Genomic DNA, 24703 nt, shown 5'->3' with positions numbered 1-24703 from the left:
ATAATATATCAAATATGTTACAAAATTTAAAAGACAGTTCTCTATTAGATGGTTTAAGAGAGATTGCAAAAAGAAAATCAACACAAGTAATCATTGCAGGTGAAAACTACATACCTGTTACAGGAAAAGTTCTTGATGAAGAAGATATATTGATGGGAGTTGATGCAGCACTTGATGGTTGGTTAACTGCAGGGCGATTCGCTAATAAATTTGAGGCTGATTTTGCAGCATATTTTGGGGCACATAGAGCTCTTTTAGTCAATTCTGGATCTTCAGCAAATTTAGTGGCATTTTATGCTTTGACATCTCCAAAATTGGGAGAAAGAGCGATTAAACCCGGTGATGAAGTTATTACTGTTGCTGCTGGTTTTCCTACTACAGTAAATCCAATTATTCAGTTTGGAGCCATTCCGGTTTTTATTGATGTTGAGATTGAAACACATAATGTCAAAGCTGATATGATTGAGGCAGCTGTAAGTCCTAAAACAAAAGCAATTATGATTGCACATTCTTTAGGCAATCCTTTTGATTTAGATGAAGTTATGCGCGTAGCGAAAAAGTATAATCTTTGGGTTGTAGAAGATGATTGTGATTCTTTAGGAGCTACTTATAACGGAAAAAAAACAGGTACTTTTGGTGATATCTCTACATTTTCATTTTATCCCGCGCATCATATTACTATGGGCGAAGGTGGTGCAGTTCTTATTAATAATCCAATTTTGTCAAAGCTGGCTGAAAGTTTTCGTGACTGGGGACGCGATTGTTATTGTGAACCAGGTAAAGATGATACATGTGGGTGTCGCTTTGGCCAACAATTAGGAACATTACCTTATGGATATGATCATAAATATACATATTCGCATATCGGTTTCAACTTAAAAGTAACTGATATGCAGGCTGCATTTGGTGTTTCTCAAATTAAAAAAATTGATCAATTTGTACAGCGTCGTAAAGAGAATTATTCTGCCTTATATGATCGTATGAAAGAATTTGAAGAAGTATTTATTCTTCCTGAGCCAACTAGAAATTCAGAGCCTTCATGGTTTGGATTTTTATTGACTCTTCGAGAAGGAGATTCAAATGACAGACATATGCTCGTACAGCATTTAGAGAAAAATAAAATAGGAACACGTTTACTGTTTGGAGGTAATTTATTAAGACAACCTGCATATGCTAATATTGAGCATCGTGTCGTTGGAGATCTGAAAAATACAGATACTATTATGAATCAATCTTTTTGGTTGGGCGTATGGCCAGGTTTAAACGAATCTCATTATGATTATATTGCTAAAGTGATTAGAGAATATTTAAATTCATAATTGTTACTCGTTTTAAATATATTACTAAAATTCACAAAATGATTAGAAAGCTGTTGGATCATGCAGGTGTTGACAATGCCATTTTATGGAGTATTTTTAATAAACTTTTAAGTGTTGTTAAAGGACCTATTTCATTATATTTTTTAATTAGATATTTAAACCCAGTATCACAGGGATTATGGTATACTTTTGGAAGTTTGGGAGCCTTAACAATTTTTGCCGAGTTGGGTTTCCTGACTATAATAACTCAATTTGTTAGTCATGAATATGCGTTTTTAAATAATGTAGAAAATAAAATTGACGGAAGTAAAGAGAATCTTAATCGCTTTTTTGGCCTAATTAGGTTTGCAATCAAGTTTTATTCATTAGTAGTTCCCGTAGGAGTTTTTGTGTTGTGTATTGTAGGTTTTTTCTTTTTCAAAGATGAAAATACGGATATAAAAACGGCATGGTATTTTTTTTCAATAGTTGGGGGGTTAAATCTTTTATTAAGTTTATTTCAATCTATTTACACGGGACTTAACAATGTAACTCAAATACAAATAAATACTTTTATTTGTACTTTGTTAGGTTCAATAGCAAATTGGGTAATGTTAATTATGCATTTGGATATCTGGGCCCTTGTTTTAGGTAATTTAGTAGGGGTTTTAATTGCTAGTGTTTTTTTGTATTTTTCTGCAAGTTCATTTTGGAAGCAAATTATATATTTTAAGGTTGAAAATAATTATAATTTTTTGAAAGAAACCATACCACTTCAAGCAAAATATGCTGTTTCATGGATTAGTGCTTTCTTCATTCTATACTTATTAGTACCTGCGGCCTATAAATACACATCAAAGATCCAAGCAGGTCAACTAGGTATGACTATTGCTTTAATTTCAGCCATGTGTGGTGTTGCAAATGCCTGGATTCTAACTAAGATTCCTACAATTAATATGTTTGTCGCTAAATCTGACTACCTTTCATTAGATAAGTTATTTAAAAAATCGCTTGTGCAATCTGTCGTAATTCAACTTGTTTTGTCGGTTGTCCTAATAATAGGGATTTATTTTTTGCAAATTTATTTTACAAGTTATTCAATTAGATTTTTACGTATTCCAGATGTGATATTATTAATTATCCCGCAATTTACACAGCTTTTAATTATCTTTTATTCTGTTTACTTGAGAGCACACAAGGAAGAACCTTTAATGTGGATTATATTGTTACAGTCCATTTTAATTATTCTGGCTGTATTATTTATTCTTAGGTTATACGATTTGCGCTTATTTTTATATTCTTTAAACATTATTTATTTATTTATTGCTTTGCCATTGAGTTATTATGTTTTTAAAAAGAAGCAGAAATATTATAAATTAAAAACACCATTAAAAAATGAGTAATCAAAATATAATACTTTCTATTTGTATTCCCACATACAATAGAGGAGAGTTTTTAAATTCAAGTCTTCTTTCTATTTTTAAGCAGATTGAAAATAATTCTTTAGTGGAAGTTGTAGTTTCAGATAATCATTCTACCGATGATACTTTTGAAATAGTAAAACCTTTCCATAAGTTTAATAATTTTCAATATTTTAGACAAGATGAAAATGTTGGGATGTCAAAAAACATTTTAGATGTAGTTTCAAAAGCAAAGGGTGAATTTTGTTGGTTAATCGGTGATGATGATTTTATATTACAAGGAGCTATAGATCAATTAATAAAACTTATACAATCGAATAAAGATGTAGATTTTTATTATGTGAAGCTTTCAGGGATACATATTAATGAATATAGAGAAAATAAAAATGTTTTTGATTCAACTTACTGTAAGCCTGTTTCTGAACCAGTTGAATATGAATTGATTGATAAATGGGAAAAATTAATAGGGCCTAAATATTCAAGTATTTTTATGGGTGAACTGATGGCTTCTGTATTCAGAAGGGAGATCTGGATGTCACATAAGGTTTATCCGGACAATGGTTTTCTCAGTAATATTGAAAATTCGTACGTTTTTACTGTGATATATGCTAATACTTTTTTCGGGAAGAAATCAATGTACATTTATACTCCGATGATTTTGGTATTAGATGGTGTACGTGATTGGTGGGATAGATTGGGCTATATTTTGATTGTTTTAGGAAAAGAACTTTTGGAATTGCACAGAGAAAAAGGACTCAAAAATCCTACTTTAAGAGAATGTTATATTGCATATATTGAAATGACCTTGCCGTTCGCTTTTAGATATACTTTATTTAAATCTAGGTTTAAGGATAAAATACCTGTTAAGAAGTACTGGCTCTTTTTATGTACACATCCACTCCATACAATTGTGGCACTTTTGATAATGTTAAAAAAATTATTTATAAAAGGTGTAAATAAAGGTCTAAAATATTTAGTTCCTTCTTTTCATAATTATCTTAAGCAAGTTGTAACGTTTAAATACAAAAAAAGATTGTTTGGGTAATTTTCTATTATTAAGCTTCGAATATTCAGGTTGAAGTGAAAACCTTATTTAAAATTAGCTCAATGAGAGGAGTGTTTATAAGTTAATAATAAAAATTAAACTACGGTTATCTTTCGATAATAACTCTTGAAGCTATATATCTACGAATGTATTGTTTTAATTAAAATGTTAACCGAGTTCTTTTAAATTAATGTTTTATTATGTTAAAAGATATTTTTACAAGGATATATATTCGTTTAAGTAATTTAATTACTTTAATTAAATTTTCTGCTATTGGTGTTAAAAGTGAAACATTCACTTCAATAGGAGTTCCATTATTGGATATAAATTCTTTAGCGATATGCAGGTTTGGTTCAAGTTTAACAATGGTGAATACAGCTAGACATTCAACTTTAGGAAACAATAAGAGATGTAAATTTGTTGTTTATGCAAATGCAAGCCTGATAATAGGCAACAAGGTTGGAATGAGTAATGTCGTTTTAGTAGCGACAAAATCGATTACGATTGGTAACAATGTTATGATTGGCGGAGGCACACAGATTGTAGATTCAGATTTTCATTCATTAAACCCTGTGCACTGGCACACATTTGAAGATGAAAAGAATATGGTTAGTTTACCTGTTGTGATTGGCGATCACGTCTTTATAGGCATGAATACAATTATTTTAAAAGGTGTGGTAGTTGGTAATAATGTTGTTATTGCAGCAGGATCTGTTGTATCAAAAGATATTCCAGATGATCAAATTTGGGGAGGAAATCCAGCGAAATTTATTCGTCATAATAAAAATATTTATTAAATAAATAATGGATGTAGTAGTTATATTCAATGGGCTAGGGAATCAAATGTCTCAATATGCATTTTATTCTCAAAAGAAAATCAATAACAAATCTACAAGATTTATTATTGATAAAAGATTTTTGTCGAACCACAACGGTTATGAATTAGACACTGTATTTAACATTAATTATAGAGATACAGTATTTAATAATATTTTGTTTTTGTTATTTAGGATTTTATGCATTCAGAAATATCCTTTTGTATCAAAGCCACTAATCAAAACCCTAAATTTTTTTGGGATAAGTTTGATACATGAAAAGGAAAATTATGATTTTGATGAAAAACTTTTAAAATCGTCCAAAGGTATTCGTTTTCTATATGGAGGATGGCATTCCGAAAAATATTTTATTTCTAATAAACAAGAAGTTGCTGATGCGTTTAAATTTAATGTAAATGATAGTGATATTGAATTACAAAAATATTTAGAAGAAATTAAAAATTCAAATAGTGTTTCTGTACATATTCGAAGAGGTGACTATATGACAGGAATTAATTACGAGCTATTTGGTTCTGTTTGTACAGAAGAATATTTTAGAATAGCATTAGATAAAATTTACAAGACAGTAGAAAAACCGCATTTTTTTGTTTTTTCAAATGATCTCTTATGGGTTAAAAAGAATTTAAAAATAGATAACTATACAATAGTAGATTGCAATAGAGGAAAAAACTCATGGAAAGATATGTTTCTAATTAGTAATTGTAAACACAATATAAACTCAAACAGTACATTTAGTTGGTGGGGAACATGGTTGAATAAAAATGAAAACAAATCGGTTTTAGTACCCAAATATTTTATAAACAATTTTGAAACAAAAGATTTTTATCCTGATAACTGGGAAAAAATTATAATATAATTAAATAGAGATACAAATGTCAAATGTTGCTTTTACGATTTGCGCCAAGAATTATTTGGCACAAGCCATTACATTAAAAAAGTCATTTCAAAAAGAAAACCCAGATTCAGATTTTTTTATTTTCCTTTCAGATGACGTAAGTGGATTGAATAAAGAGATGGTTGATGTTATTACGCTTGATGATAGTTGGATTCCAAATTGGAGACAAATGGCATTTAAATACAATGTTATTGAATTTTCGACTTCCATAAAGCCTTTTTGTTTTAATAAATTGTTTGGAGAAAAATATTCGAAAGTTATATATTTAGATCCGGATACATACGTGACAAATTCCCTAGATGAGATTTTCGGATTTTTAGATAAAAAATCTATTGTTCTGACGCCACATTATTGCAATATTCAAACTGATTATACCGGATCAATAACTGAGGAAGAAATTTTATTTGTTGGTATTTATAATTTGGGTTTTGGAGCTATAAAGAATGATGATGTTGGGATGAAAATCGTTAATTGGTGGATGAATAGATTGACAAATAAATGTTATGCTGACAAAACTGACGCACTGCATGTTGATCAAAAATGGATGGATTTTATTCCGGCTTTTTTTCCTAATGATACTCTAATTACTCACAATTTGGGTATAAATCCAGCTATTTGGAATCTTCATGAAAGAGAATTGATAATAGCTGAAGATAAAAGTTATATTATTAAAAATAATGAAACAAAGGAAATTTTTCCATTGCTTTTCTTTCATTTTTCAGGTTTTGATCCTTTTAGTCCTAAATTAATCAATAGAAGACATCCGAAATATAATACAGATGTATATCCTTCCTATATCCCTTTATTTGACGAATATGTAAAGGGTATTTATGAAAATGGATATGATGTGTTTTCTAAAATGTCTTATTCTTTTAATGCATTTGAAAATAGTGAAAATATTCTGCCTATTCATAGACGATTATACAGAGTTCTTGAAAATGAAGTTACTGATTTAAATCCATTTTCAGATAAAGGAGTGTTTTACAATATAATAAAAAAGAATAAATTACTTTCGGGCATACAGTCTAATAGTTTTTCAATTTACACAGAAAAGGATAGAGAAAAAAGAGGAACCTTAGAAAAAATAATAGTGAGATTTTTTAAAATTCTTAAAAGTATTTTAGGGGTCAAGTATTATTTTACTTTATTAGCATTTTTAAATAATTTTACGAGACTTGAAAAGCAAGTTTTTTTAGTAAAAAGAAAAGATAGCTTACTATGAAAATTGTTATAGATGGTGTAAGGTTAACCCACAGACCAGCTGGAGTTATAGATATAACGATATCAATTATTAATTCTTTGAGTCATAACTTTCCAAATTATGAAATAATAGTATTAACTCATAATAAGTTACATAATGACGTTGAAAAACAATTAGAAAAGAATTCAAATATTAAAATTGTAATTAAGAAAACTTTCTTTCTACAATCTAAAGGTTTGTATTGGTCATTGTTTAAAATTAATTCTGTAATAAAAGAAATTAAACCGGATTTATTTATTGCACCAAATTCATTGTTATCTCCAATATTTTTCCCTAAAAATATTAATGTTTTAGTTTACATTCATGATTTAGTTTATCTGCTACACCCAGATTCAATGAATTTTATAACAAAAATTCAAATGAAAATGCTCCAAAAATATTCGATAAGTAGAGCAAATTTCTTTTGGACGAATAGCACTTACACTAAAAATCAGTTACAAAGATTTTTTTCACAGATAATTGGAGAAAAACCCATTTTTTCTGGAGGCGGAATTAATCCTTCCTTTTTAAAAAAAATAGAATACCCTGTTTTGAATCATGAAAAATATCCTTTTTTTGATAAAAAATATATTCTATTTGTCGGAACCCAAGAGCCTAGGAAAAATGTTTTATTTTTATTAAAAATGTTTTATGAACTTAAAAATTTAGATTACCATTTAGTTATAGTTGGTAGTAAAGGATGGGGAAAATTAAAGGAGAGTATTGAAAAAATTATTTTTAAAGAAGACTTTCCAAAAGATAGATTACATTTTACAGGTTATGTTGATCAGGCTGACTTAATTTCAATATATAAATCTGCTTCAGTTTTTATTTCTACTTCATTAAATGAAGGTTTGGGATTGCCTCAATTAGAAGCAATGGCCTTAGGAGTTCCAGTAATATCGCCAGATAATTCAGCAATGACTGAGATTGTTTCTGGTGCAGGTATTACAGTTGCAGGTTGGGACATTAAAGATTGGATTGACTCAATTTATAAAATTGAGAAAAATAGAGATTTTTATATAAGTAGAGGGTTTGAACGCATGTTAAATTATAATTGGAACAAAATTATTCTAGATTTCAACCAAGAGATACTTTTGAATATAGTTAATAAAAATTTGAAATGAGTATTTTATTTTTAGTTAATTTATTCTTTTATTTTTATATTCAATATATTAAACTTAAGTACATTTCTTCGTATTTAAAAAATAGAAAGTTTGCATCTACAAATCCTTTTATAATTGTTTTTTTATTTAAGTTACCAGTAGATATCTTTAAAATAGCATTAGGGCCACCGTTTTTATTAGACGATGGTACTTATAATGTTTATTATAATATCGCTATTTTATATACAACATTATCCTATATTATTGATTATCTATTACTGAGGTTTTCGTTTTTTATATCTAATAAATATACATTTACTAGCAGTTTATTTAATGTGAAAGTTAAATATTCTAGAATGATAAAAGCTTCTATATTTTTCTATTTTCTTTTTTTTCTTTTTTTTTATTTACTTTCCAGTTCTTCGTTTGGATTTATTAATTGGTTGAAAGAACCTAGAACAGGTTATCAGCTTTATAGGGTAGGAGCAGGTCCTTTTTGGGTATTGGCAATATCATGTTTGTCAATTTCCTTTACCATACTTACAGTGTATGCTAAAAATACCAGAAAAATTTTTATATGTTTGGTACCTTACCTATATTCTGCATTTTTATTGGGATCAAAAGGAATAGTACTTGAATTTTTAGTATTCTTTCTAATAATACTTTGGGTGAGAAGATTTAAAGGTTTAAAAAAAATATTTCTTGTTACTGCACCTGTAGCTTTTTTGCTAATGTTAATTAATTTTTTTACAAGTGCTGGTTATAATGGAGGGGGCGTCGATTATAAAGCTGTCTTTTCATATTTTGACTATTATGTGAATAGCGCAATGTATTATGAGGAATATTATTCTGGGAAAATTGATTTGTTTTATGGAAAAATATATTTTAGCGATTTTTGGAACTTAGTTCCTAGGGGTTTATACCCTAATAAGCCTTTTGTTTATGGAATTACACATGTAAATGAGCACTTTTTTCCTGGAGCAGCAGAAGCAACAAACACACCAGCATTCGGAGGACCTGTAAATTATTTTGCTGATTTTGGACTTACTGGTGTCATTTTATTAACTTTTTTAGATCCTTTCAAATTTATTTATTATTTTTTCTTTTGCCAATTATTGAAAAATTATACATATCAGACATTGAAAGATAATCTATTTTTGTTTTTACTTTTTATGTTCTTTACAGGACCTTTTTTCTTATTTTCATTGTCTTTTCCGCTTAATATGGTTTTTTTATTGATTATTTCTTTAGTACTCCTTTTGGCAAATAAAATAGAGTCTTTAAAACCAAGTATTATTTAATAAAAACATTATTACAGAAAAAACTCTAATAAGAATAATTCAAATCAGATTATTTGTATTCCTGAAAATCAAAAATGTTAACTAAGTTTACTTATATATAAGTGAAAATAAATTTGGGCTAATTAATATGCATTCAGAAATTTCATTATAATATAGTTTTATGTATATATTATATAGTAAAATACTGTATATTATATTACCTATGAAGTTACTAATATCTTTTTAATTCATCTTGTCTTACTATTTCAAGATTTTTTAACTTAGTTCCCTAACAATCTATTAATTATTTGATCCAATATACTTTAGGGTTTAATGCTTAAAAAAACAATTGACTCTAAAAATAATAATAATATTACTATGAATGATAATAAAATAAAAAAAGCATTAATTTGTGGTGTCTCAGGGCAAGACGGTGCCTATCTCTCTCAGCTTTTATTAAAAAAAGGTTATGAAGTTTATGGAGGTTCTAGAGATGTTCATAATACGTCATTTAAAAATTTGGAAAAGTTAAATATACTTCATGAAATTAATCTTGTTTCAATAACCTTAAATGATTTTCGAAGTGTATTTCAGACTATAAATAAAATTAATCCCGACGAAATATATAATTTAGCAGGACAAAGTTCTGTTGCATTGTCTTTTGAACAACCTGTTGAAACGATGGAAAGTATCATAACAGGAACACTAAATTTATTGGAGGCAATTAGATTTTCTGGTCAGCCAATCAAGTTTTATAGTGCTGGTTCAAGTGAATGTTTTGGTAATGCCGATCATGCTGTAGATGAGGAAACACCCTTTAGGCCAAGAAGTCCATACGGTGTTGCAAAAGCAACTGCTTTTTGGCAAGTTGCTAATTATAGAGAGGCATATAATCTTTATGCTTGTACAGGTGTACTTTTTAATCACGAATCGCCACTTAGAAAAGACAGATTCGTAACAAAAAAAATCATATCTACTGCTTTTAAAATTTCGCAAGGAGAAAATATAAAACTTAATCTTGGAAATATTAATATCTATAGAGATTGGGGATGGGCACCTGAATATGTTGAAGCCATGTGGCTCATGTTGCAACAAGAAAAGCCAGATGATTTTATAATTGCAACGGGTAAGACAACTAGTTTAGAAAGTTTTATCGAAATTACTTTTAAATTACTAAATTTAAATTGGGAAGATCATGTGACTGTTGATGAACTTTTGATGCGCCCTACCGATATTTCAGTTGGATATGCAAATCCTTCAAAAGCAAAAAAAATCTTGCAATGGGAAGCAAAAAATGAAATCGCTGATGTAATCAGACTAATGTTGGATGACGAAAAAATATATAAATAATGAAGCAACCTCGTACTATTGGTATTAATTTACTATACATGAATCGAAGGCTCTCAGGAGGGTCTATCACGTATGGCATCAATCTGGTAAATGAATTAATGAAGCTTGATACAGTTAATAATTACATGATTTATGTGAATAAAGATTGTATTGATTTGCCAATTTTAACCAGACCTAATTTCAAAATTAAAGTAATACCTTTTTATAATAAAATTGTTTATGTTAGATATTTTTGGGAACAATTTATATTTCCTTTTTATTTACTAAAAGACAAATTAAATCTTTTACATTCCTTAGGTTATGTGGGACCGGTTCTTTGTCCAACCAAACATATTGTTTCTATATTAGATTTAAATTATAAAAGGCATGCAGAAAGCATGTCTTTTTCAAAAAAAATTTTATTGGGATCTATGGTAAAATTAATGTCTGTTTTTTCTAATAAAATTATTACTATTTCTGAGTTTTCGAAGAAAGAAATTTGCGAAGCATTAAATGTTAAAAATGAAAAAGTAACTGTAACCCAATTATCAGGTTCGAATGATAAAAATGAAAATGAAATTAATGTTGATGTTAAAACTACATACAATATTCAGTCAGAATACATAATAGCATTTGGAAGTCCAAGTTCTCATAAAAATATTATGGGATTGGTTTCTGCTTTTTCAAGTTTAGAAAAAAAACATAATGATATTATTTTGATTTTGGTTGGTCATCAGCACAACAATAAAGAACTGCAAGATTATATTATAAGTGTTAATTTGAAAAACAAAGTTATTTTTACTGGATTTGTACCAGATGAGCATATATTTCCTTTAATAAATGGATCCAAATTATTTGTTTTTCCATCATTTTACGAAGGTTTCGGAATTCCTCTTCTTGATGCACAGTCAGCTGGAACACCAGTCGCCTGCAGTACAGCGGCTTCTTTACCTGAAGTAGGAGGTGACGGCGCTTTATATTTCAATCCTTATAATATTGCTGAAATGGAAAGTGTGATGTCGAAGATTTTGCAAGACGATATATTAAGACAAAATTTAATTAAAAAAGGATTACTTAACAGAAGTGACTTTAGTTGGAAAAAAACTGCAGAGAAAACGTTAGAATGCTATAATCTCAATAATTAGGTTTAATGAAAATATCAATTATCACAGTTGTTTACAATAATGAAAGAACAATTAAGGACGCTTTAGAATCAGTTCTTAGGCAATCTTACAAAAATATAGAATATGTAATTATAGATGGAAAATCTAAAGACAATACAGTATCAATTATAAAAGAATACGAAAACAAACTAGGCTATTTTGTTTCAGAAAAGGATAATGGATTGTATGACGCAATGAATAAGGGTATTCAAGCAGCAACGGGAGATGTAATTGGAATATTAAATTCAGATGATTTATATGAAGATCTTGAAGTTATTGCAGATATTATGGAACAGTTTAATAATGATGCTGATTTAGATATATTATATGGAAATTTAGTATATGTAAAAAATAATGATACAAATGCAGTTGTAAGAAAATGGAAATCCGATACTTATTACGAAAATTTTTTTGAAAATGGAAACGTTCCTGCTCATCCAGCATTGTTTGTAAAGAAAAAAGTTTATGATCATATAGGTTTGTTTAATTTGGAATATAAGCTGGCTGCTGATTATGAATTAATGCTTAGAATGTTTAAAAAATATAATTTTAAAATTAAATATATCGATAGATTAATTGTGAAGATGAGACTAGGAGGAGCAACAAATCAAAGTTTTTCTAACATATTTAATCAAAATAAAGAAATTATTCACGCTTGGAAAAACAATTCATTAAAAGCACCATTTTATTTAATGCCACTTAGAATATTTAAGCGTTTAATTCAATTTATTTAACTTTAATATATTAGAAGGGAAAAACAGAATGAAAATCTTATTAACAGGTGCAAATGGTTTTCTTGGAAAACTAATTGCTGCAGAATTACAAAATGAAAATGAAATTTTTGGATTATCAAGAAATTCTGGTGAATATACGGTTTCACTAGAGAAAGAAATTCCAGTTTTTATCAATAAATTTGAATTTGTAGTTCACGCAGCAGGAAAAGCACATAGTATGCCTAAAACCGAAGCTCAAAAAAAAATGTTTTATGATATTAATGTACTTGGAACTCAAAATTTATTAAAAGGATTGGCAAACTCCATTATTCCTGATAAATTTATTTTTATTAGTTCTGTATCAGTATATGGACAATATATTGGATATAATATAAATGAAAATCATCCTTTGCAAGCTAAAGACCCATATGGATTAAGTAAAATTGAGGCAGAAAAAGTAGTTATAAATTGGTGTAAAGAAAATAAAGTTGTTTGTACAATTTTACGCTTGCCATTGTTAGTTGGTAAAAACGCTCCAGGTAATTTAGGAGCAATGATAAAAGGCATCACTAAAGGTTATTATTTTAATATAGGAGGCGGAAAGGCTAAAAAAAGTATGGTTTTAGGAAAAGATGTAGCTTCGTTAATTATGAAAGTCGCTCCAATTGGCGGAATTTATAACCTTACAGATGGATGTCATCCAAGTTTTGCAGATTTAAGTTTAGCTATAGCCCTGAATAAGAATAAAAAAAAACCTTCAAATTTGCCAATGAATATTGCTTTACTTATTGGTAGACTTGGAGACTATATTGGAGATAAAGCACCATTTAATTCTTTAAAAATAAAAAAAATGACATCTGACTTAACGTTTGATGATAGTAAAGCAACAATAATGTTAGATTGGAAGCCACAATCTGTGGTTGATTATATAAATAATAATAAAATATAAAAAATGAAAATAGCACTTATAACAGGAATCACCGGGCAAGATGGTTCATATTTAGCAGAATTATTATTAGAAAAAGGATATATAGTGCACGGCGTTAAAAGGCGAGCTTCTTCTTTCAACACTCAACGTATTGATCATATCTATCAGGATCAACACGAAACAAATGTGAATTTTAAGATGCATTATGGAGATTTAACAGATTCTACTAATATCATTCGAATTATACAAGAGGTAAAACCTGATGAAATTTATAATCTGGGAGCTATGAGCCATGTTAAGGTTTCTTTTGATTCACCAGAATATGTAGCAAATGTTGATGGTATAGGTACATTGAGAATCTTAGAAGCAGTTCGTATTTTAGGTTTGGAAAAGAAGACACGTATTTATCAGGCATCAACATCTGAATTGTATGGTGGTTTGGCTGAAAATAAAAATGAAAAAGGTTTTTATGATGAGCACTCGCCTTTTTATCCACGCTCGCCTTATGGAGTGGCAAAAATTTATGGTTTTTGGATTACTAAAAATTATCGTGAAGCTTATAATATGTTTGCTTGCAATGGAATTTTATTTAATCATGAATCGCCGCGTCGGGGAGAAACTTTTGTAACTCGTAAAATAACTATGGCCACAGCTGCTATCGCTTTAGGAGAACAAGATTGCTTATATTTAGGAAATTTAGATGCTCAGCGTGATTGGGGGCATGCAAAAGATTATGTAGAAGCAATGTGGCGTATTCTACAACAAGATGTTGCCGAAGATTATGTGATTGCTATGGGAGAAACTACTTATGTGCGTGATTTTGTGAAAATGTCATTTGCCGAAGTTGGAATAGATATCGAATTTAAGGGTGAAGGAGTAAATGAAAAAGGATATGTTGCTTCTTGCAGTAATCCTGCTTATCAAGTTGAAATAGGTAAACAGGTAATTTCTGTAGATCCACAATATTTTCGTCCGACGGAGGTAGACTTGCTTATTGGGGACCCTACTAAATCGAAAACACAATTGGGCTGGGTTCCTAAATATGATTTGGCCGGATTAGTTAAAGAAATGATGGCTTCTGATCTTCAATATGTTCTAAAAGAAAAAATGCTAAAAGAAGTAAGATCGACTATTAACTATTAATTTATAATCAGGATAATTTAATTCTTGAATAGAAATAAAACTATGAATTTAAATGATAAAATATATATAGCTGGACATAGAGGAATGGTTGGATCAGCTATTTTACGTCAATTACGAGCAAACGGGTTTACCAATTTTATTTTAAAAACCTCCTCAGAATTAGATTTACGACATCAACAGGCTGTTGCTGATTTTTTTCAACAGGAAAAACCAGATTATGTTTTTTTAGCGGCTGCAAAGGTTGGCGGAATTATTGCTAATAACACATATAGAGGTGATTTTATATATGAAAACTTGATGATACAAAATAATATTATTCATCAATCATATTTGAATAATGTAAAAAAGTTAATGTTTTTAGGCTCATCTTGTATTTATCCTAAAATGGCTCCTCAGCCATTAAAAGAAGAATACATGCTCACAGGAGAACTGGAACCTACAAACGAACCATATGCCATTGCAAAAATTGCTGGGATAAAAATGTGTGATGCTTATAGAGATCAGTTTGGCTGTAATTTTATTTCGGTAATGCCAACAAACTTGTATGGACCAAATGACAATTACGATTTAAAAAATTCTCATGTATTGCCTGCAATGCTTAGAAAATTTATCACAGCAAAGCGTAATAATGATAGTTCAGTAACAATCTGGGGAACGGGAAGCCCTAAAAGGGAATTTTTACATGCGGACGATCTTGCAGAAGCTTGTGTGTTCTTAATGGAAAATTATAATGAAGCAGGATTGGTTAATATTGGAGTTGGTGAAGATATTTCAATTTTAGATTTAGCAATTTTAGTTAAAAAAGTGGTTGGTTTTGAAGGAGAAATTCTAACTGATACAACTAAACCAGATGGAACTCCTCGTAAACTAATGGATGTTTCAAAATTAAGCAGCTTTGGATGGAAAGCTAAAACAACTTTAGAAGAAGGTATTCTAAAAGTCTATGATGAAATAAAAGACACTAAGTGGGAATAAACAAAAACCTTCATAAGTAAATAATGCAATACACAATACTAGGAATTCTATTAATGATTATAATGCTTCTTTACTTCAAAGTAGCAGATAGATTTAATATCATTGATAAACCCAATCAAAGAAGTTCACATACAGAAATAACCCTAAGAGGCGGCGGAATTATTTTTTGGTTTTCCGCCTTGCTTTATTTTATTCAGCACGTTCAGAATAATTATTTTTTCTTTACGGGTATTACGCTTGTCAGTCTGGTAAGTTTCTGGGATGATATTCAGAGCTTATCAAATAAAATTCGAATTTCAATTCATTTTCTAGCCATTACACTAATTTTTTATGATTTAGGCTTATTCAGTTTATTGCCAATCTGGGGAAGTTTAATAGTATATATCTTGGCTATTGGGCTTATTAATGCCTACAATTTCATGGATGGTATAAATGGTATAACAGGGCTATATACTTTAGCAGTACTTGGAGCATTGTTATATGTTAATACAAAAGTGCAGCTTTTTACAGATGGAAGTTTTATAAAATATGGAATGATAGCAAGCTTGGTTTTCTTATTTTTTAATTATAGAAAAAAAGCAAAATGCTTTGCGGGAGATGTAGGTAGTATTGCAATTGCCTTTTGGATAATTTATCTTATTACAAAACTCGCGTTAATTACAAATTCTATTATTTGGCTTTTGTTTTTAGCTGTTTACGGAGTTGACGCTATTTGTACAATTATACATCGTTTATATTTGAAACAAAATATTTTCGAAGCTCATCGTTTACATTTTTATCAGGTATTAAGTAACGAATATAAAATTCAACACAGATTAGTTTCATTATATTATGCTTTGGTTCAAATCGTGATTTCTATTTTAGTGATTATGCTGTATCAAAAAGTTGATGATATAGTATTATTTTTACTTGTTATCGCACCTCTGATTTTAGTGTATACCTTGAAATTTTATTTGTTGAATAAATACAATTTAAGATTAAATCATGATTCCTAAAATAATTCAGGGTGGCAATTTTTCAGATCATCGTGGCACTATTTCATATGTAAATGATTTTAGTTTTCAGGATATCGAAAGGTTTTATATCATTAGCAATTCTGATGAAAATCCTATTCGTGCCTGGCAAGGACATAAATTAGATTCAAAAAACTTTTATTGTTTAAGTGGTTCTTTTAAAATTCATTTTGTAAAAATTGATAATTGGGAAAATCCTTCAAAAGAATTAACTATTGAAACAGTTATAGTTTCAGATTCAGAAAGTAAAATAGTTCACATTCCAGCCGGATATGCAAATGCAATTGAATCATTAGAAACAAATTCAAAATTAATATCATTTTCAACTTTGCCATTAACAAATGTAAAAGAGGACGATGTTCGTTATCCATATGATTACTGGAAAATAAATGGATAATAAACGAATTTATTTATCCTTATCGCAACAAAGTGGTTTTGAACAGGAATATATTCAGAAAGCATTAGAATCAAGTTGGATAACTTCCGGAGGACCAAATGTAAATGATTTTGAAACTTTAATCGAAAATTATCTTTCTGGAAATTCTTTTACTACAGCGTTAAATTCTGGTACTTCTGCAATTCATTTAGCATTAATTTTATTAGGTGTAAAGGCAGGTGATGAGGTTATTTGCCAAAGTATGACTTTTTCAGCATCTGCTAATCCGATATTGTATCAGGGAGCAATTCCCGTTTTTATTGATAGCGAGATAGATACCTGGAATATTTGTCCAATAAATCTTGAAAATGCAATAAAAGACAGATTAAAAAAAGGAAAGAAACCCAAAGCGATAATCACCGTTCATTTATATGGAAATCCATATAAAATCGATGAAATTCATTCGATTGCTGACAAATACGATATTCCAATTATTGAAGATAGTGCAGAAGCACTAGGCAGTACTTATAAGGGAAAAAGATGTGGAACTTTTGGGACTTTTGGTATACTTTCATTTAATGGAAATAAAATTATAACGACTTCGAGTGGAGGAGCTCTAATAAGTAATTCTGTTGAATTAAAAGAAAGAGCTATTTTTTATGCTACTCAATCAAAAGATGAAGCTGTGCATTATCAACATAGTGAAATTGGCTATAATTATAGAATGAGTAATATTTGCGCAGGAGTAGGTCTTGGACAAATAAAAATGCTGGATCACAATGTTACGGCACGAAGAAAAATGCATTCTTTTTATAAAGAAATTTTTAAAAAGATAGAAAATGTGAGTCTTTTTGAATCAATTAATGAAGATTATTTTTCTAACTATTGGTTAAGTACTATTTTAATTGAGCCTAATTTAAGTAAAAATATAGATAGAGAAAGTTTAAGATTGGCATTTGAAAAAGCAAATATAGAATGTCGTCCTCTGTGGAAACCAATGCACTTGCAGCCAGTTTTTGAAAAATATCCGTATTACGGAGATAAAGTTGCAGAAGAATTATTTCAAAAAGGATTGTGTCTGCCTTCAGGATCAAACCTCACAGAAGAAGATAAAAATAGGATTGAAGAAGTGATTCAAAACTTTTTTAATAAATAAAATAAGAAGTATATTTAATTATGAAAATTGAAGAAACGTTTATAAAAGATTTAGTAATAGTTGAACCAACGGTTTTTGGAGATGAAAGAGGCTATTTTTTCGAATCATACAGCAAAACTAAATTTGAAGATTTAGGTATTGATATTGAATTTGTTCAGGACAATCAGTCTTTTTCAAAAAAAGGTACATTAAGAGGTTTACATTATCAAAATCCTCCTTTTGCACAAACAAAATTAGTTCGTGTTTTAGAAGGTGAAATTATTGATGTAGCAGTTGATTTAAGAAAAGATTCTCCAACTTTTGGAAAAGCATTTAGTGTTTTATTATCTGCCGAAAATAAAAAGCAATTATTGGTTCCTCAAGGTTTCGCTCATGGCTTTTCAGTTATTAGTGAAACAGCATCTGTAATGTATAAATGTGATCAATTTTATAATAAAGCTTCAGAAGGCGGAATTAAATATGATGATCCATCCTTAAATATTGATTGGGGAATGAACTTAGAAGAGGCAATTGTTTCTGAAAAAGATGAGATTCTTCCATTTATTGAAAACTGTAATAGTTTGTTTTAATGGAAAAAATTCTAGTAACAGGAGCGAACGGACAATTAGGATCTGAATTGAATGTTTTGTCTTCAAATTATCCTCAATATGAATGGATTTTTGCAGATAGAAATAAAGTCACATTAGATAATTTAGGATTGTTGGAAATTCAGTTAAATGAAATTAAACCAACCATTATTTTAAATTGTGGAGCTTACACTGCGGTTGATAAGGCGGAGACAGAAAAAGAACTGGCTTCTACAATCAATAATGCTTCTGTAGCATTAATTGCGAAATATGCTTTTGACAATAATGTGAAATTAATTCATATTTCGACAGATTATGTTTTTGACGGATCTTCTTCAGTTGCTTTAAACGAAGAAGCAAATACAAATCCTATAAATGTTTATGGAGAAAGCAAACGAGCTGGCGAGATTGCTTGTATAAGTGAGAACCCAAATTCAATTATTTTAAGAACCTCTTGGGTTTATAGTAAGTTTGGCAACAATTTTGTTAAAACAATGCAGCGTTTGATGCAAGAGAGGGAATCGATAAATGTGGTAAATGATCAAATTGGTTCTCCTACTTATGCTGCAGATCTTGCCCAAGCAATGATTGATATCTTAGAATATCAAGAATGGATTCCGGGAATTTATAATTATTCAAATGAAGGGGAAATAAGTTGGTATGAGTTTGCGTTGAGTATAAAAGAATTTGGAGGTTATACTTGTAATGTTGGTGGAATTCCATCATCATCATATCCAACGCCTGCAAAAAGACCAGAATTTTCATTGTTAGATAAGAAAAAAATTAAAACTATTTATAATTTAGATATTCCAAATTACAAAGAAAGTTTAAGAAGAATGTTTATGTAAATAAAGATGATTTTATAATTAGATTTAGTATCTCATGTTAAGAAATCTAAAATCTAAGATTTAAAATCTAAAATCAAATATATGAAAGGAATTATTTTAGCCGGAGGTTCTGGCACACGTTTACATCCTTTAACGCTTGCAATGAGTAAGCAAATGATGCCAGTTTATGATAAACCAATGATTTATTATCCGTTATCGACGTTAATGATGTCTGGAATTAATGAAATATTGATTATCTCCACTCCTCATGATTTACCAAATTTTAAAAAATTATTAGGAGATGGTTCGAGTTTAGGCTGTAAATTCAGTTATGCAGAACAGGCAATTCCAAATGGTTTGGCACAAGCTTTTGTAATTGGCGAAGAGTTTATTGGAAATGATGATGTTGCCTTAATTTTAGGAGATAATATATTTTTTGGTTCTAACATGCAGGAATTATTGAAATCAAATACAAAGCCGGAAGGTGGTGTTGTTTTTGCTTACCATGTTTCAGATCCGGAACGTTATGGTGTTGTTGAATTCGATGATAATTTTAAAGCCATTTCAATAGAGGAAAAACCTCAAGAACCAAAATCTAATTTTGCAGTTCCGGGATTGTATTTTTATGATAATTCAGTTGTAGAAATTGCAAAAAACATTAAACCTAGTGCGCGTGGTGAATATGAAATTACCGATGTAAACAAAGTATATCTGGAAAGAGGAGCTTTAAAAGTTGGTATTTTAAGCAGAGGTACAGCATGGCTTGATACAGGAACATTTAATAGTTTAATGCAGGCAGGACAATTTGTTCAGGTTTTGGAAGAAAGGCAAGGCCTGAAAGTAGGATGTATTGAAGAAATTGCCTGGAGACAAGGATTTATAAACGACACTCAGTTAGAAGAACTTGCCTTACCTTTAGTAAAATCAGGATATGGAACTTATTTAATTGATTTTTTAAAGCAGAAGAAAAAAGGCGTTAAAATTTAATTTCCGTTATCGAAATAATTTTTTTGAAACCTAAAATTTGTATTTTTGTGTGTAATGCGAATTTTACAAAACTAAACAAAACCAAAAATTGAATACTGAAGAACAAACTAAAATAAGAACTTTGTTCCATAATTTCCTCTCCCCAAGAAATTTAAGAGCAAATATTAATAACCTAAGTTATTTACCTAGGTGGATTATTATTGCTATAGATGTAATGGTGCTGATTTTTTCATTCACATTTACTTATATGTTGTTTGAAGGGACTGCTCTTGGATATATTGTTACTTCCCATCATTTTTATTTTGTAGGGAGTTTAATTTTTGTAAATATATTTTTCTTTTGGTTATTTAGAACATATTCAGGAATTATTCGACATTCTTCCTACATAGACGCTATAAAACTGTTATTCTCTCAAATGTCAGTTTTGGTGTTCTTTTTGTTTTTTAATTTAGTTTTTGAATTATATGCAGGCCATAAAGCGTTTTTGAATACAGCTCTTTTTATCAATTTAGTCCTTTCGTTTTGTGGTTTGTTTTTATATCGTGTAGTTGTTAAGCAAACATTTGAATTATATTTTTCTGAGAAAACGAGTACTAAGTTAATCAGAACCGTAATTTACGGAACTGATGCAAACGCTATTTCGGTAGCAAATGCATTAAAATTTGAAACGCCTTCTCGTTTTAAAATTGTTGGTTTCGTTGATAAAAACAATCAAAACGCATCCAAGAGAATGTTGGATTTGCCCATTTTGATTTTAAGAAAAAAATTACCTGCCTTAATGCGTTCTGTTGCTGCAGAAGGAGTAATTATTGCTGATAAAAGTTTAACAAAAGATGAGCAATTGATTATTGTTGATCAATGTTTAGAATTCAATTACAGAGTTTATACTGTTCCTTTGATTTCTGACTGGGAAAATCAAAAAGAAATTTCTCAAAAAGTAAAAAATATTCAGATTGAAGATTTATTAGAAAGAAAGCCAATCGTTCTTGATAGTAAATCCATTTCGAAACAATTAAAAGATAAAACCATTCTTATTACTGGTGCCGCGGGGTCAATCGGGAGCGAAATCGTAAGGCAGGTTCTTGGTTTCAGTCCTAAAAAAGTCATTATTTTAGATCATGCCGAAACTCCACTGCATAATTTATGTCTGGAGACATTAAGCATGGATTCTCAATCAAAAATTATTGCCGTAGTGGCTGATGTAAGAAGTAAAAAAGCATTAGAAAAGGTTTTCAATAATCACAATCCACATGTTGTTTTTCATGCTGCAGCTTACAAACACGTTCCTTTGATGGAAGAGAATCCTTCACAGGCAATTCAGACAAATATAAAAGGAACTAAAAATTTAGCTGATTTATCGTGTAAATACCATGTCAAAAAATTTGTGATGGTATCGACAGATAAAGCGGTTAATCCTAGCAACGTAATGGGAGCCAGCAAGCGTATTGCTGAAAAATATGTTCAGTCCTTATTTTTGAAAAATCAAAGAGAGAATATCGAAGGTTCAACCAAATTTATCACGACGCGTTTTGGAAATGTTTTAGGATCAAACGGATCAGTTGTCCCGTTATTTACAAAACAAATTGCAGAAGGCGGACCAGTAACTATTACGCATCAGGATATTATTCGTTATTTTATGACAATTCCAGAAGCCTGCCAACTAGTTTTAGAAGCTGGAGCAATGGGTAATGGAGGAGAAATCTATATTTTTGATATGGGTAAACCGGTCAAAATAATTGATTTGGCAAAAAAAATGATTAAACTTGCAGGCTTTATTCCGGATAAGGAAATAAAAATAAAAATCGTAGGTTTGCGTCCGGGTGAGAAATTATATGAAGAATTATTAAATGATACTTCTAAAACGTTACCGACATATCATAATAAAATTATGATCGCACAGGAGATTCAGGATGAATACGAAAATTTGCATACTGAAATCGACGAACTTATTGGAATTGCTGATTTTTATGAAAATGATGATATAGTTTCCAAAATGAAAAAGATAGTGCCTGAATTTAAAAGTATGAATTCTGCTTTTGAAGTGCTGGATAAATAATTTTGTTACTAAATACGATTAAATTCAAATCGAATAAATTCAAATCGAATAAATTTTAAAAAGGTGTTTTTTTATTAAAACGCCTTTTTCCTTTTTTAGGTATTTTATAATCGACTAAAAATCTTGTTAATTCTTTTTGTAAGCGTATATGAATGGTGTAGAATAATATAAACAGCAATTAAATAAACAAATGTGAGTTATTGTTTAGATGATTGCAGTACATAAATTAATAATCAAAAACCATATTGAATTTTTTAAATGGAATTAAAAACCACTGTTTACCAAAAAGAAAATAATAGCAAGATTGGTAAACTTTTAAAAGAGAGTCTTAATGACATGTTGGCCTCTCGTTTTTTAGCAAAACAATTAGCAATACGAGATATTAGGGCGCAATATCGTCAATCTTATTTAGGTGTTGTTTGGGCATTTATCACACCTTTAACTACCGCGTTAATATGGGTGGTTCTAAGTAAGTCGGGAACTATTACACTAACAAACACTGGGGTGCCATATCCAGTTTATGTGTTTTCGGGTACTTTGCTTTGGTCAATTATCACAGAATCTATTAATGCCCCAATGCTTAATACTAATGCAGCAAGAGGCATACTCTCCAAAATTAATTTTCCAAAAGAAGCTTTGATAGTTTCAGGAGTCTATAAGCTGTTATTAAGCAGTTTGATGAAAGTAGCTTTGTTATTCTTTTTTTTAATCGCTTATGGAGTAGAATTTCAATCCTCAATCCTCTTATTTCCATTAGCTTTTTTAGGTGTTGTTTTCTTTGGAACCACAATTGGTTTATTTATTACACCATTAGGAATGCTTTATAATGATATCGGAAAAATCATTACACTGGGTCTTGGGTTTTTGATGTACGCAACGCCGGTTGTATATGCAATTCCTAAAAAAGCAGGATTATTAAAAACAGTTATGGAAATGAATCCGTTAACACCATTGATTTTAACAACAAGAGATTTGTTAGTAGGGCAAAATTCAGATTATGGAATGTATTATATGATAATTATTGCAGCCTGTATCCCTTTATTCTTTTTAGGATTGGTATTCTATAGAATTTCTATTCCAATAATTGTTGAACGTATGAGTGCTTAATTATGAAAGAGAACGAAGTATTAGTAAAAGTAGAGCACCTTTCAAAAAAGTTTTGCAAAGACTTAAAAACCAGTTTATGGTATGGAGTAAAAGACTTATATGATAATTTGTGGGGAAATAAGGAACAAAGACTTTTAAGACGTGATGAATTTTGGGCTGTAAAAGATATCAATTTTGAATTAAGACGTGGTGAATGTTTGGGATTAATCGGTCACAACGGAGCCGGAAAATCGACCTTGCTAAAAATATTAAACGGACTTATCAATCCGGATGAAGGAAAGGTAATTATTAAAGGAAGAGTAGGCGCGTTGATTGAGCTTGGTGCCGGTTTTAATCCCATATTAACTGGCCGCGAAAATATATACAACAATGGCGCAGTTTTAGGTTTTACCAAAAAAGAAATTGATTCTAAAGTGGAAGAAATCATTGATTTTGCCGAAATACGTGATTTTATAGACATGCCAGTACAAAATTACAGCAGCGGTATGAAAGTACGTTTAGGCTTTGCAGTCGCAGCGCAAATGAAACCGGACGTATTAATTATTGATGAGGTTCTTGCTGTTGGAGATTTGGGGTTTGTATTAAAGTGCTTTAAAACAATTGATACAATATTACCTAACACAGCTATTATTTTTGTCTCTCACACCATGCCGATGATTTCCCGTATTTGCAATCAAATTATATTAATGGAACATGGCAAAACAGAATTTCAGGGAAATGATGTTGGAAAAGCCATAGATTTATATTACAGTCGATTTGCTCAAAATGAATCAAATGTGGTGTTTGATGATGGCAGTTTATCACTTGAAAAAATAGAAATCTGCGATGCCGTTTATGAAAAAAATATTCCTCAGCTAAAGTGGGGAGACGATCTAATTTTAGACTTTAAACTGGAAGTAAAATTACCGGTTAACAGTCTCGATTTTAGTGTTATTGTTAACGATAAAGAACAAAGATCAGTAGGTGTACTGCAAAGAAATGAAGAATCTTTAAATCAGGATCCGGAAAATAAAACCATCGAATTTAAAATTATACATGAAGATTTGCAATTCTCCAAAGGTTTGTATTCTTTGAGTTTAGCCGTTAGAGATAAACAAACAAAAGTACCGGTTTTAAGGATCAACGATTTGCTTACTTTTCAGGTTTTGCATCCGGAAGAAGTTTGGGAACCTTTTCTGCTTAAATCTAAGTTTGAAACAAATAGTTATAAAGTCTAAGTTTATTTAGATATTCAATTAAACAG

23 protein-coding genes are annotated in these 24703 nt (G+C 29.8%); all 23 read left to right on the top strand.

From position 1 onward, the window contains the following. The first annotated feature begins 14 nt into the window (after window positions 1–14). The 23 genes from rfbH to AC3QL1_RS01640 all read left to right on the top strand — a co-directional run bounded on the left by rfbH (window position 15) and on the right by AC3QL1_RS01640 (window position 24677). Window positions 15–1319, top strand: a complete 1305-nt coding sequence (gene rfbH, locus AC3QL1_RS01750) for a lipopolysaccharide biosynthesis protein RfbH (protein WP_492494622.1) — start codon at window positions 15–17, stop codon at window positions 1317–1319. A gap of 38 nt (window positions 1320–1357) precedes the next feature. Continuing rightward, window positions 1358–2701 carry an MATE family efflux transporter gene (locus AC3QL1_RS01745; protein WP_492494621.1) on the top strand — a complete coding sequence of 448 codons (1344 nt, stop codon included), beginning with the start codon at window positions 1358–1360 and terminating at the stop codon, window positions 2699–2701. Next, window positions 2694–3764, top strand: a complete 1071-nt coding sequence (locus AC3QL1_RS01740; RefSeq protein WP_492494620.1) for a glycosyltransferase family 2 protein — start codon at window positions 2694–2696, stop codon at window positions 3762–3764. Before AC3QL1_RS01745 ends, AC3QL1_RS01740 begins: the two co-directional genes overlap by 8 nt. A 200-nt stretch (window positions 3765–3964) precedes the next feature. Next, window positions 3965–4561 (top strand): acyltransferase, encoded by a 597-nt coding sequence (locus tag AC3QL1_RS01735; RefSeq protein WP_492494618.1) that lies wholly within the window; start codon window positions 3965–3967, stop codon window positions 4559–4561. A 7-nt stretch (window positions 4562–4568) separates the two neighbouring features. Continuing rightward, window positions 4569–5456, top strand: a complete 888-nt coding sequence (locus AC3QL1_RS01730; protein WP_492494616.1) for an alpha-1,2-fucosyltransferase — start codon at window positions 4569–4571, stop codon at window positions 5454–5456. 16 nt (window positions 5457–5472) lie between these two features. Further along, window positions 5473–6717 (top strand): glycosyltransferase family protein, encoded by a 1245-nt coding sequence (locus AC3QL1_RS01725; protein WP_492494614.1) that lies wholly within the window; start codon window positions 5473–5475, stop codon window positions 6715–6717. Next, window positions 6714–7862, top strand: coding sequence for a glycosyltransferase family 4 protein (locus AC3QL1_RS01720; RefSeq protein ID WP_492494612.1), 1149 nt, complete (start codon window positions 6714–6716; stop codon window positions 7860–7862). The genes AC3QL1_RS01725 and AC3QL1_RS01720 overlap by 4 nt, the downstream gene beginning before the upstream one ends. Continuing rightward, window positions 7859–9142 (top strand): hypothetical protein, encoded by a 1284-nt coding sequence (locus tag AC3QL1_RS01715; protein ID WP_492494611.1) that lies wholly within the window; start codon window positions 7859–7861, stop codon window positions 9140–9142. The genes AC3QL1_RS01720 and AC3QL1_RS01715 overlap by 4 nt, the downstream gene beginning before the upstream one ends. Before the next feature lie 312 nt (window positions 9143–9454). Then, complete coding sequence (locus AC3QL1_RS01710) at window positions 9455–10471, top strand: GDP-mannose 4,6-dehydratase (protein WP_492494610.1); 1017 nt, start codon at window positions 9455–9457, stop codon at window positions 10469–10471. Continuing rightward, on the top strand, window positions 10471–11595 hold the full coding sequence (locus AC3QL1_RS01705; protein WP_492494608.1) for a glycosyltransferase family 4 protein: 1125 nt from the start codon (window positions 10471–10473) through the stop codon (window positions 11593–11595). Before AC3QL1_RS01710 ends, AC3QL1_RS01705 begins: the two co-directional genes overlap by 1 nt. A gap of 5 nt (window positions 11596–11600) precedes the next feature. Continuing rightward, the gene (locus AC3QL1_RS01700; protein ID WP_492494607.1) at window positions 11601–12347 is read left to right on the top strand and encodes a glycosyltransferase family 2 protein; all 747 of its coding nucleotides are present in this window, start codon (window positions 11601–11603) and stop codon (window positions 12345–12347) included. A 28-nt stretch (window positions 12348–12375) separates the two neighbouring features. Continuing rightward, complete coding sequence (locus AC3QL1_RS01695) at window positions 12376–13275, top strand: NAD-dependent epimerase/dehydratase family protein (RefSeq protein ID WP_492494605.1); 900 nt, start codon at window positions 12376–12378, stop codon at window positions 13273–13275. A 3-nt stretch (window positions 13276–13278) separates the two neighbouring features. Continuing rightward, window positions 13279–14397: a GDP-mannose 4,6-dehydratase gene (gene gmd, locus AC3QL1_RS01690; protein ID WP_492494603.1), complete on the top strand. Its 1119-nt coding sequence runs from the start codon at window positions 13279–13281 to the stop codon at window positions 14395–14397. A gap of 42 nt (window positions 14398–14439) precedes the next feature. Continuing rightward, entirely contained in the window at window positions 14440–15372 is a 933-nt protein-coding gene (locus AC3QL1_RS01685; RefSeq protein WP_492494601.1) for a GDP-L-fucose synthase family protein, read from the top strand. Window positions 15373–15395: 23 nt separating this feature from the next. Further along, on the top strand, window positions 15396–16367 hold the full coding sequence (locus tag AC3QL1_RS01680; RefSeq protein WP_492494600.1) for an MraY family glycosyltransferase: 972 nt from the start codon (window positions 15396–15398) through the stop codon (window positions 16365–16367). Further along, window positions 16357–16782, top strand: coding sequence for a WxcM-like domain-containing protein (locus AC3QL1_RS01675; RefSeq protein ID WP_492494599.1), 426 nt, complete (start codon window positions 16357–16359; stop codon window positions 16780–16782). The genes AC3QL1_RS01680 and AC3QL1_RS01675 overlap by 11 nt, the downstream gene beginning before the upstream one ends. Continuing rightward, window positions 16775–17917, top strand: a complete 1143-nt coding sequence (locus AC3QL1_RS01670) for a DegT/DnrJ/EryC1/StrS family aminotransferase (RefSeq protein ID WP_492494597.1) — start codon at window positions 16775–16777, stop codon at window positions 17915–17917. The genes AC3QL1_RS01675 and AC3QL1_RS01670 overlap by 8 nt, the downstream gene beginning before the upstream one ends. A gap of 20 nt (window positions 17918–17937) precedes the next feature. Then, window positions 17938–18486, top strand: coding sequence for a dTDP-4-dehydrorhamnose 3,5-epimerase (gene rfbC, locus AC3QL1_RS01665; protein ID WP_492494596.1), 549 nt, complete (start codon window positions 17938–17940; stop codon window positions 18484–18486). Then, on the top strand, window positions 18486–19331 hold the full coding sequence (gene rfbD / locus AC3QL1_RS01660) for a dTDP-4-dehydrorhamnose reductase (protein ID WP_492494595.1): 846 nt from the start codon (window positions 18486–18488) through the stop codon (window positions 19329–19331). Before rfbC ends, rfbD begins: the two co-directional genes overlap by 1 nt. An 81-nt stretch (window positions 19332–19412) precedes the next feature. Further along, on the top strand, window positions 19413–20297 hold the full coding sequence (gene rfbA, locus AC3QL1_RS01655; protein WP_492494593.1) for a glucose-1-phosphate thymidylyltransferase RfbA: 885 nt from the start codon (window positions 19413–19415) through the stop codon (window positions 20295–20297). A gap of 88 nt (window positions 20298–20385) precedes the next feature. Further along, window positions 20386–22353, top strand: a complete 1968-nt coding sequence (locus tag AC3QL1_RS01650; RefSeq protein ID WP_492494591.1) for a polysaccharide biosynthesis protein — start codon at window positions 20386–20388, stop codon at window positions 22351–22353. Between the two features lie 258 nt (window positions 22354–22611). Next, window positions 22612–23460: an ABC transporter permease gene (locus tag AC3QL1_RS01645; protein WP_492494589.1), complete on the top strand. Its 849-nt coding sequence runs from the start codon at window positions 22612–22614 to the stop codon at window positions 23458–23460. Window positions 23461–23462: 2 nt separating this feature from the next. Beyond that, window positions 23463–24677 (top strand): ABC transporter ATP-binding protein, encoded by a 1215-nt coding sequence (locus tag AC3QL1_RS01640; protein ID WP_492494587.1) that lies wholly within the window; start codon window positions 23463–23465, stop codon window positions 24675–24677. Window positions 24678–24703: the final 26 nt, after the last annotated feature.

Source organism: Flavobacterium sp. GW823-FHT04A11 (assembly GCF_058796535.1).
Note: the sequence above shows the minus strand (reverse complement) of the source record. Positions and strands in the feature narration are given on the sequence as shown.

Bases quoted from the DNA above. Each gene is read 5' to 3' on its own strand.
- rfbH (WP_492494622.1), top strand. From the start codon at position 15: ATGTTACAAAATTTAAAAGACAGTTCTCTATTAGATGGTTTAAGAGAG.
- AC3QL1_RS01745 (WP_492494621.1), top strand. From the start codon at position 1,358: ATGATTAGAAAGCTGTTGGATCATGCAGGTGTTGACAATGCCATTTTA.
- AC3QL1_RS01740 (WP_492494620.1), top strand. From the start codon at position 2,694: ATGAGTAATCAAAATATAATACTTTCTATTTGTATTCCCACATACAAT.
- AC3QL1_RS01735 (WP_492494618.1), top strand. From the start codon at position 3,965: ATGTTAAAAGATATTTTTACAAGGATATATATTCGTTTAAGTAATTTA.
- AC3QL1_RS01730 (WP_492494616.1), top strand. From the start codon at position 4,569: ATGGATGTAGTAGTTATATTCAATGGGCTAGGGAATCAAATGTCTCAA.
- AC3QL1_RS01725 (WP_492494614.1), top strand. From the start codon at position 5,473: ATGTCAAATGTTGCTTTTACGATTTGCGCCAAGAATTATTTGGCACAA.
- AC3QL1_RS01720 (WP_492494612.1), top strand. From the start codon at position 6,714: ATGAAAATTGTTATAGATGGTGTAAGGTTAACCCACAGACCAGCTGGA.
- AC3QL1_RS01715 (WP_492494611.1), top strand. From the start codon at position 7,859: ATGAGTATTTTATTTTTAGTTAATTTATTCTTTTATTTTTATATTCAA.
- AC3QL1_RS01710 (WP_492494610.1), top strand. From the start codon at position 9,455: ATGCTTAAAAAAACAATTGACTCTAAAAATAATAATAATATTACTATG.
- AC3QL1_RS01705 (WP_492494608.1), top strand. From the start codon at position 10,471: ATGAAGCAACCTCGTACTATTGGTATTAATTTACTATACATGAATCGA.
- AC3QL1_RS01700 (WP_492494607.1), top strand. From the start codon at position 11,601: ATGAAAATATCAATTATCACAGTTGTTTACAATAATGAAAGAACAATT.
- AC3QL1_RS01695 (WP_492494605.1), top strand. From the start codon at position 12,376: ATGAAAATCTTATTAACAGGTGCAAATGGTTTTCTTGGAAAACTAATT.
- gmd (WP_492494603.1), top strand. From the start codon at position 13,279: ATGAAAATAGCACTTATAACAGGAATCACCGGGCAAGATGGTTCATAT.
- AC3QL1_RS01685 (WP_492494601.1), top strand. From the start codon at position 14,440: ATGAATTTAAATGATAAAATATATATAGCTGGACATAGAGGAATGGTT.
- AC3QL1_RS01680 (WP_492494600.1), top strand. From the start codon at position 15,396: ATGCAATACACAATACTAGGAATTCTATTAATGATTATAATGCTTCTT.
- AC3QL1_RS01675 (WP_492494599.1), top strand. From the start codon at position 16,357: ATGATTCCTAAAATAATTCAGGGTGGCAATTTTTCAGATCATCGTGGC.
- AC3QL1_RS01670 (WP_492494597.1), top strand. From the start codon at position 16,775: ATGGATAATAAACGAATTTATTTATCCTTATCGCAACAAAGTGGTTTT.
- rfbC (WP_492494596.1), top strand. From the start codon at position 17,938: ATGAAAATTGAAGAAACGTTTATAAAAGATTTAGTAATAGTTGAACCA.
- rfbD (WP_492494595.1), top strand. From the start codon at position 18,486: ATGGAAAAAATTCTAGTAACAGGAGCGAACGGACAATTAGGATCTGAA.
- rfbA (WP_492494593.1), top strand. From the start codon at position 19,413: ATGAAAGGAATTATTTTAGCCGGAGGTTCTGGCACACGTTTACATCCT.
- AC3QL1_RS01645 (WP_492494589.1), top strand. From the start codon at position 22,612: ATGGAATTAAAAACCACTGTTTACCAAAAAGAAAATAATAGCAAGATT.
- AC3QL1_RS01640 (WP_492494587.1), top strand. From the start codon at position 23,463: ATGAAAGAGAACGAAGTATTAGTAAAAGTAGAGCACCTTTCAAAAAAG.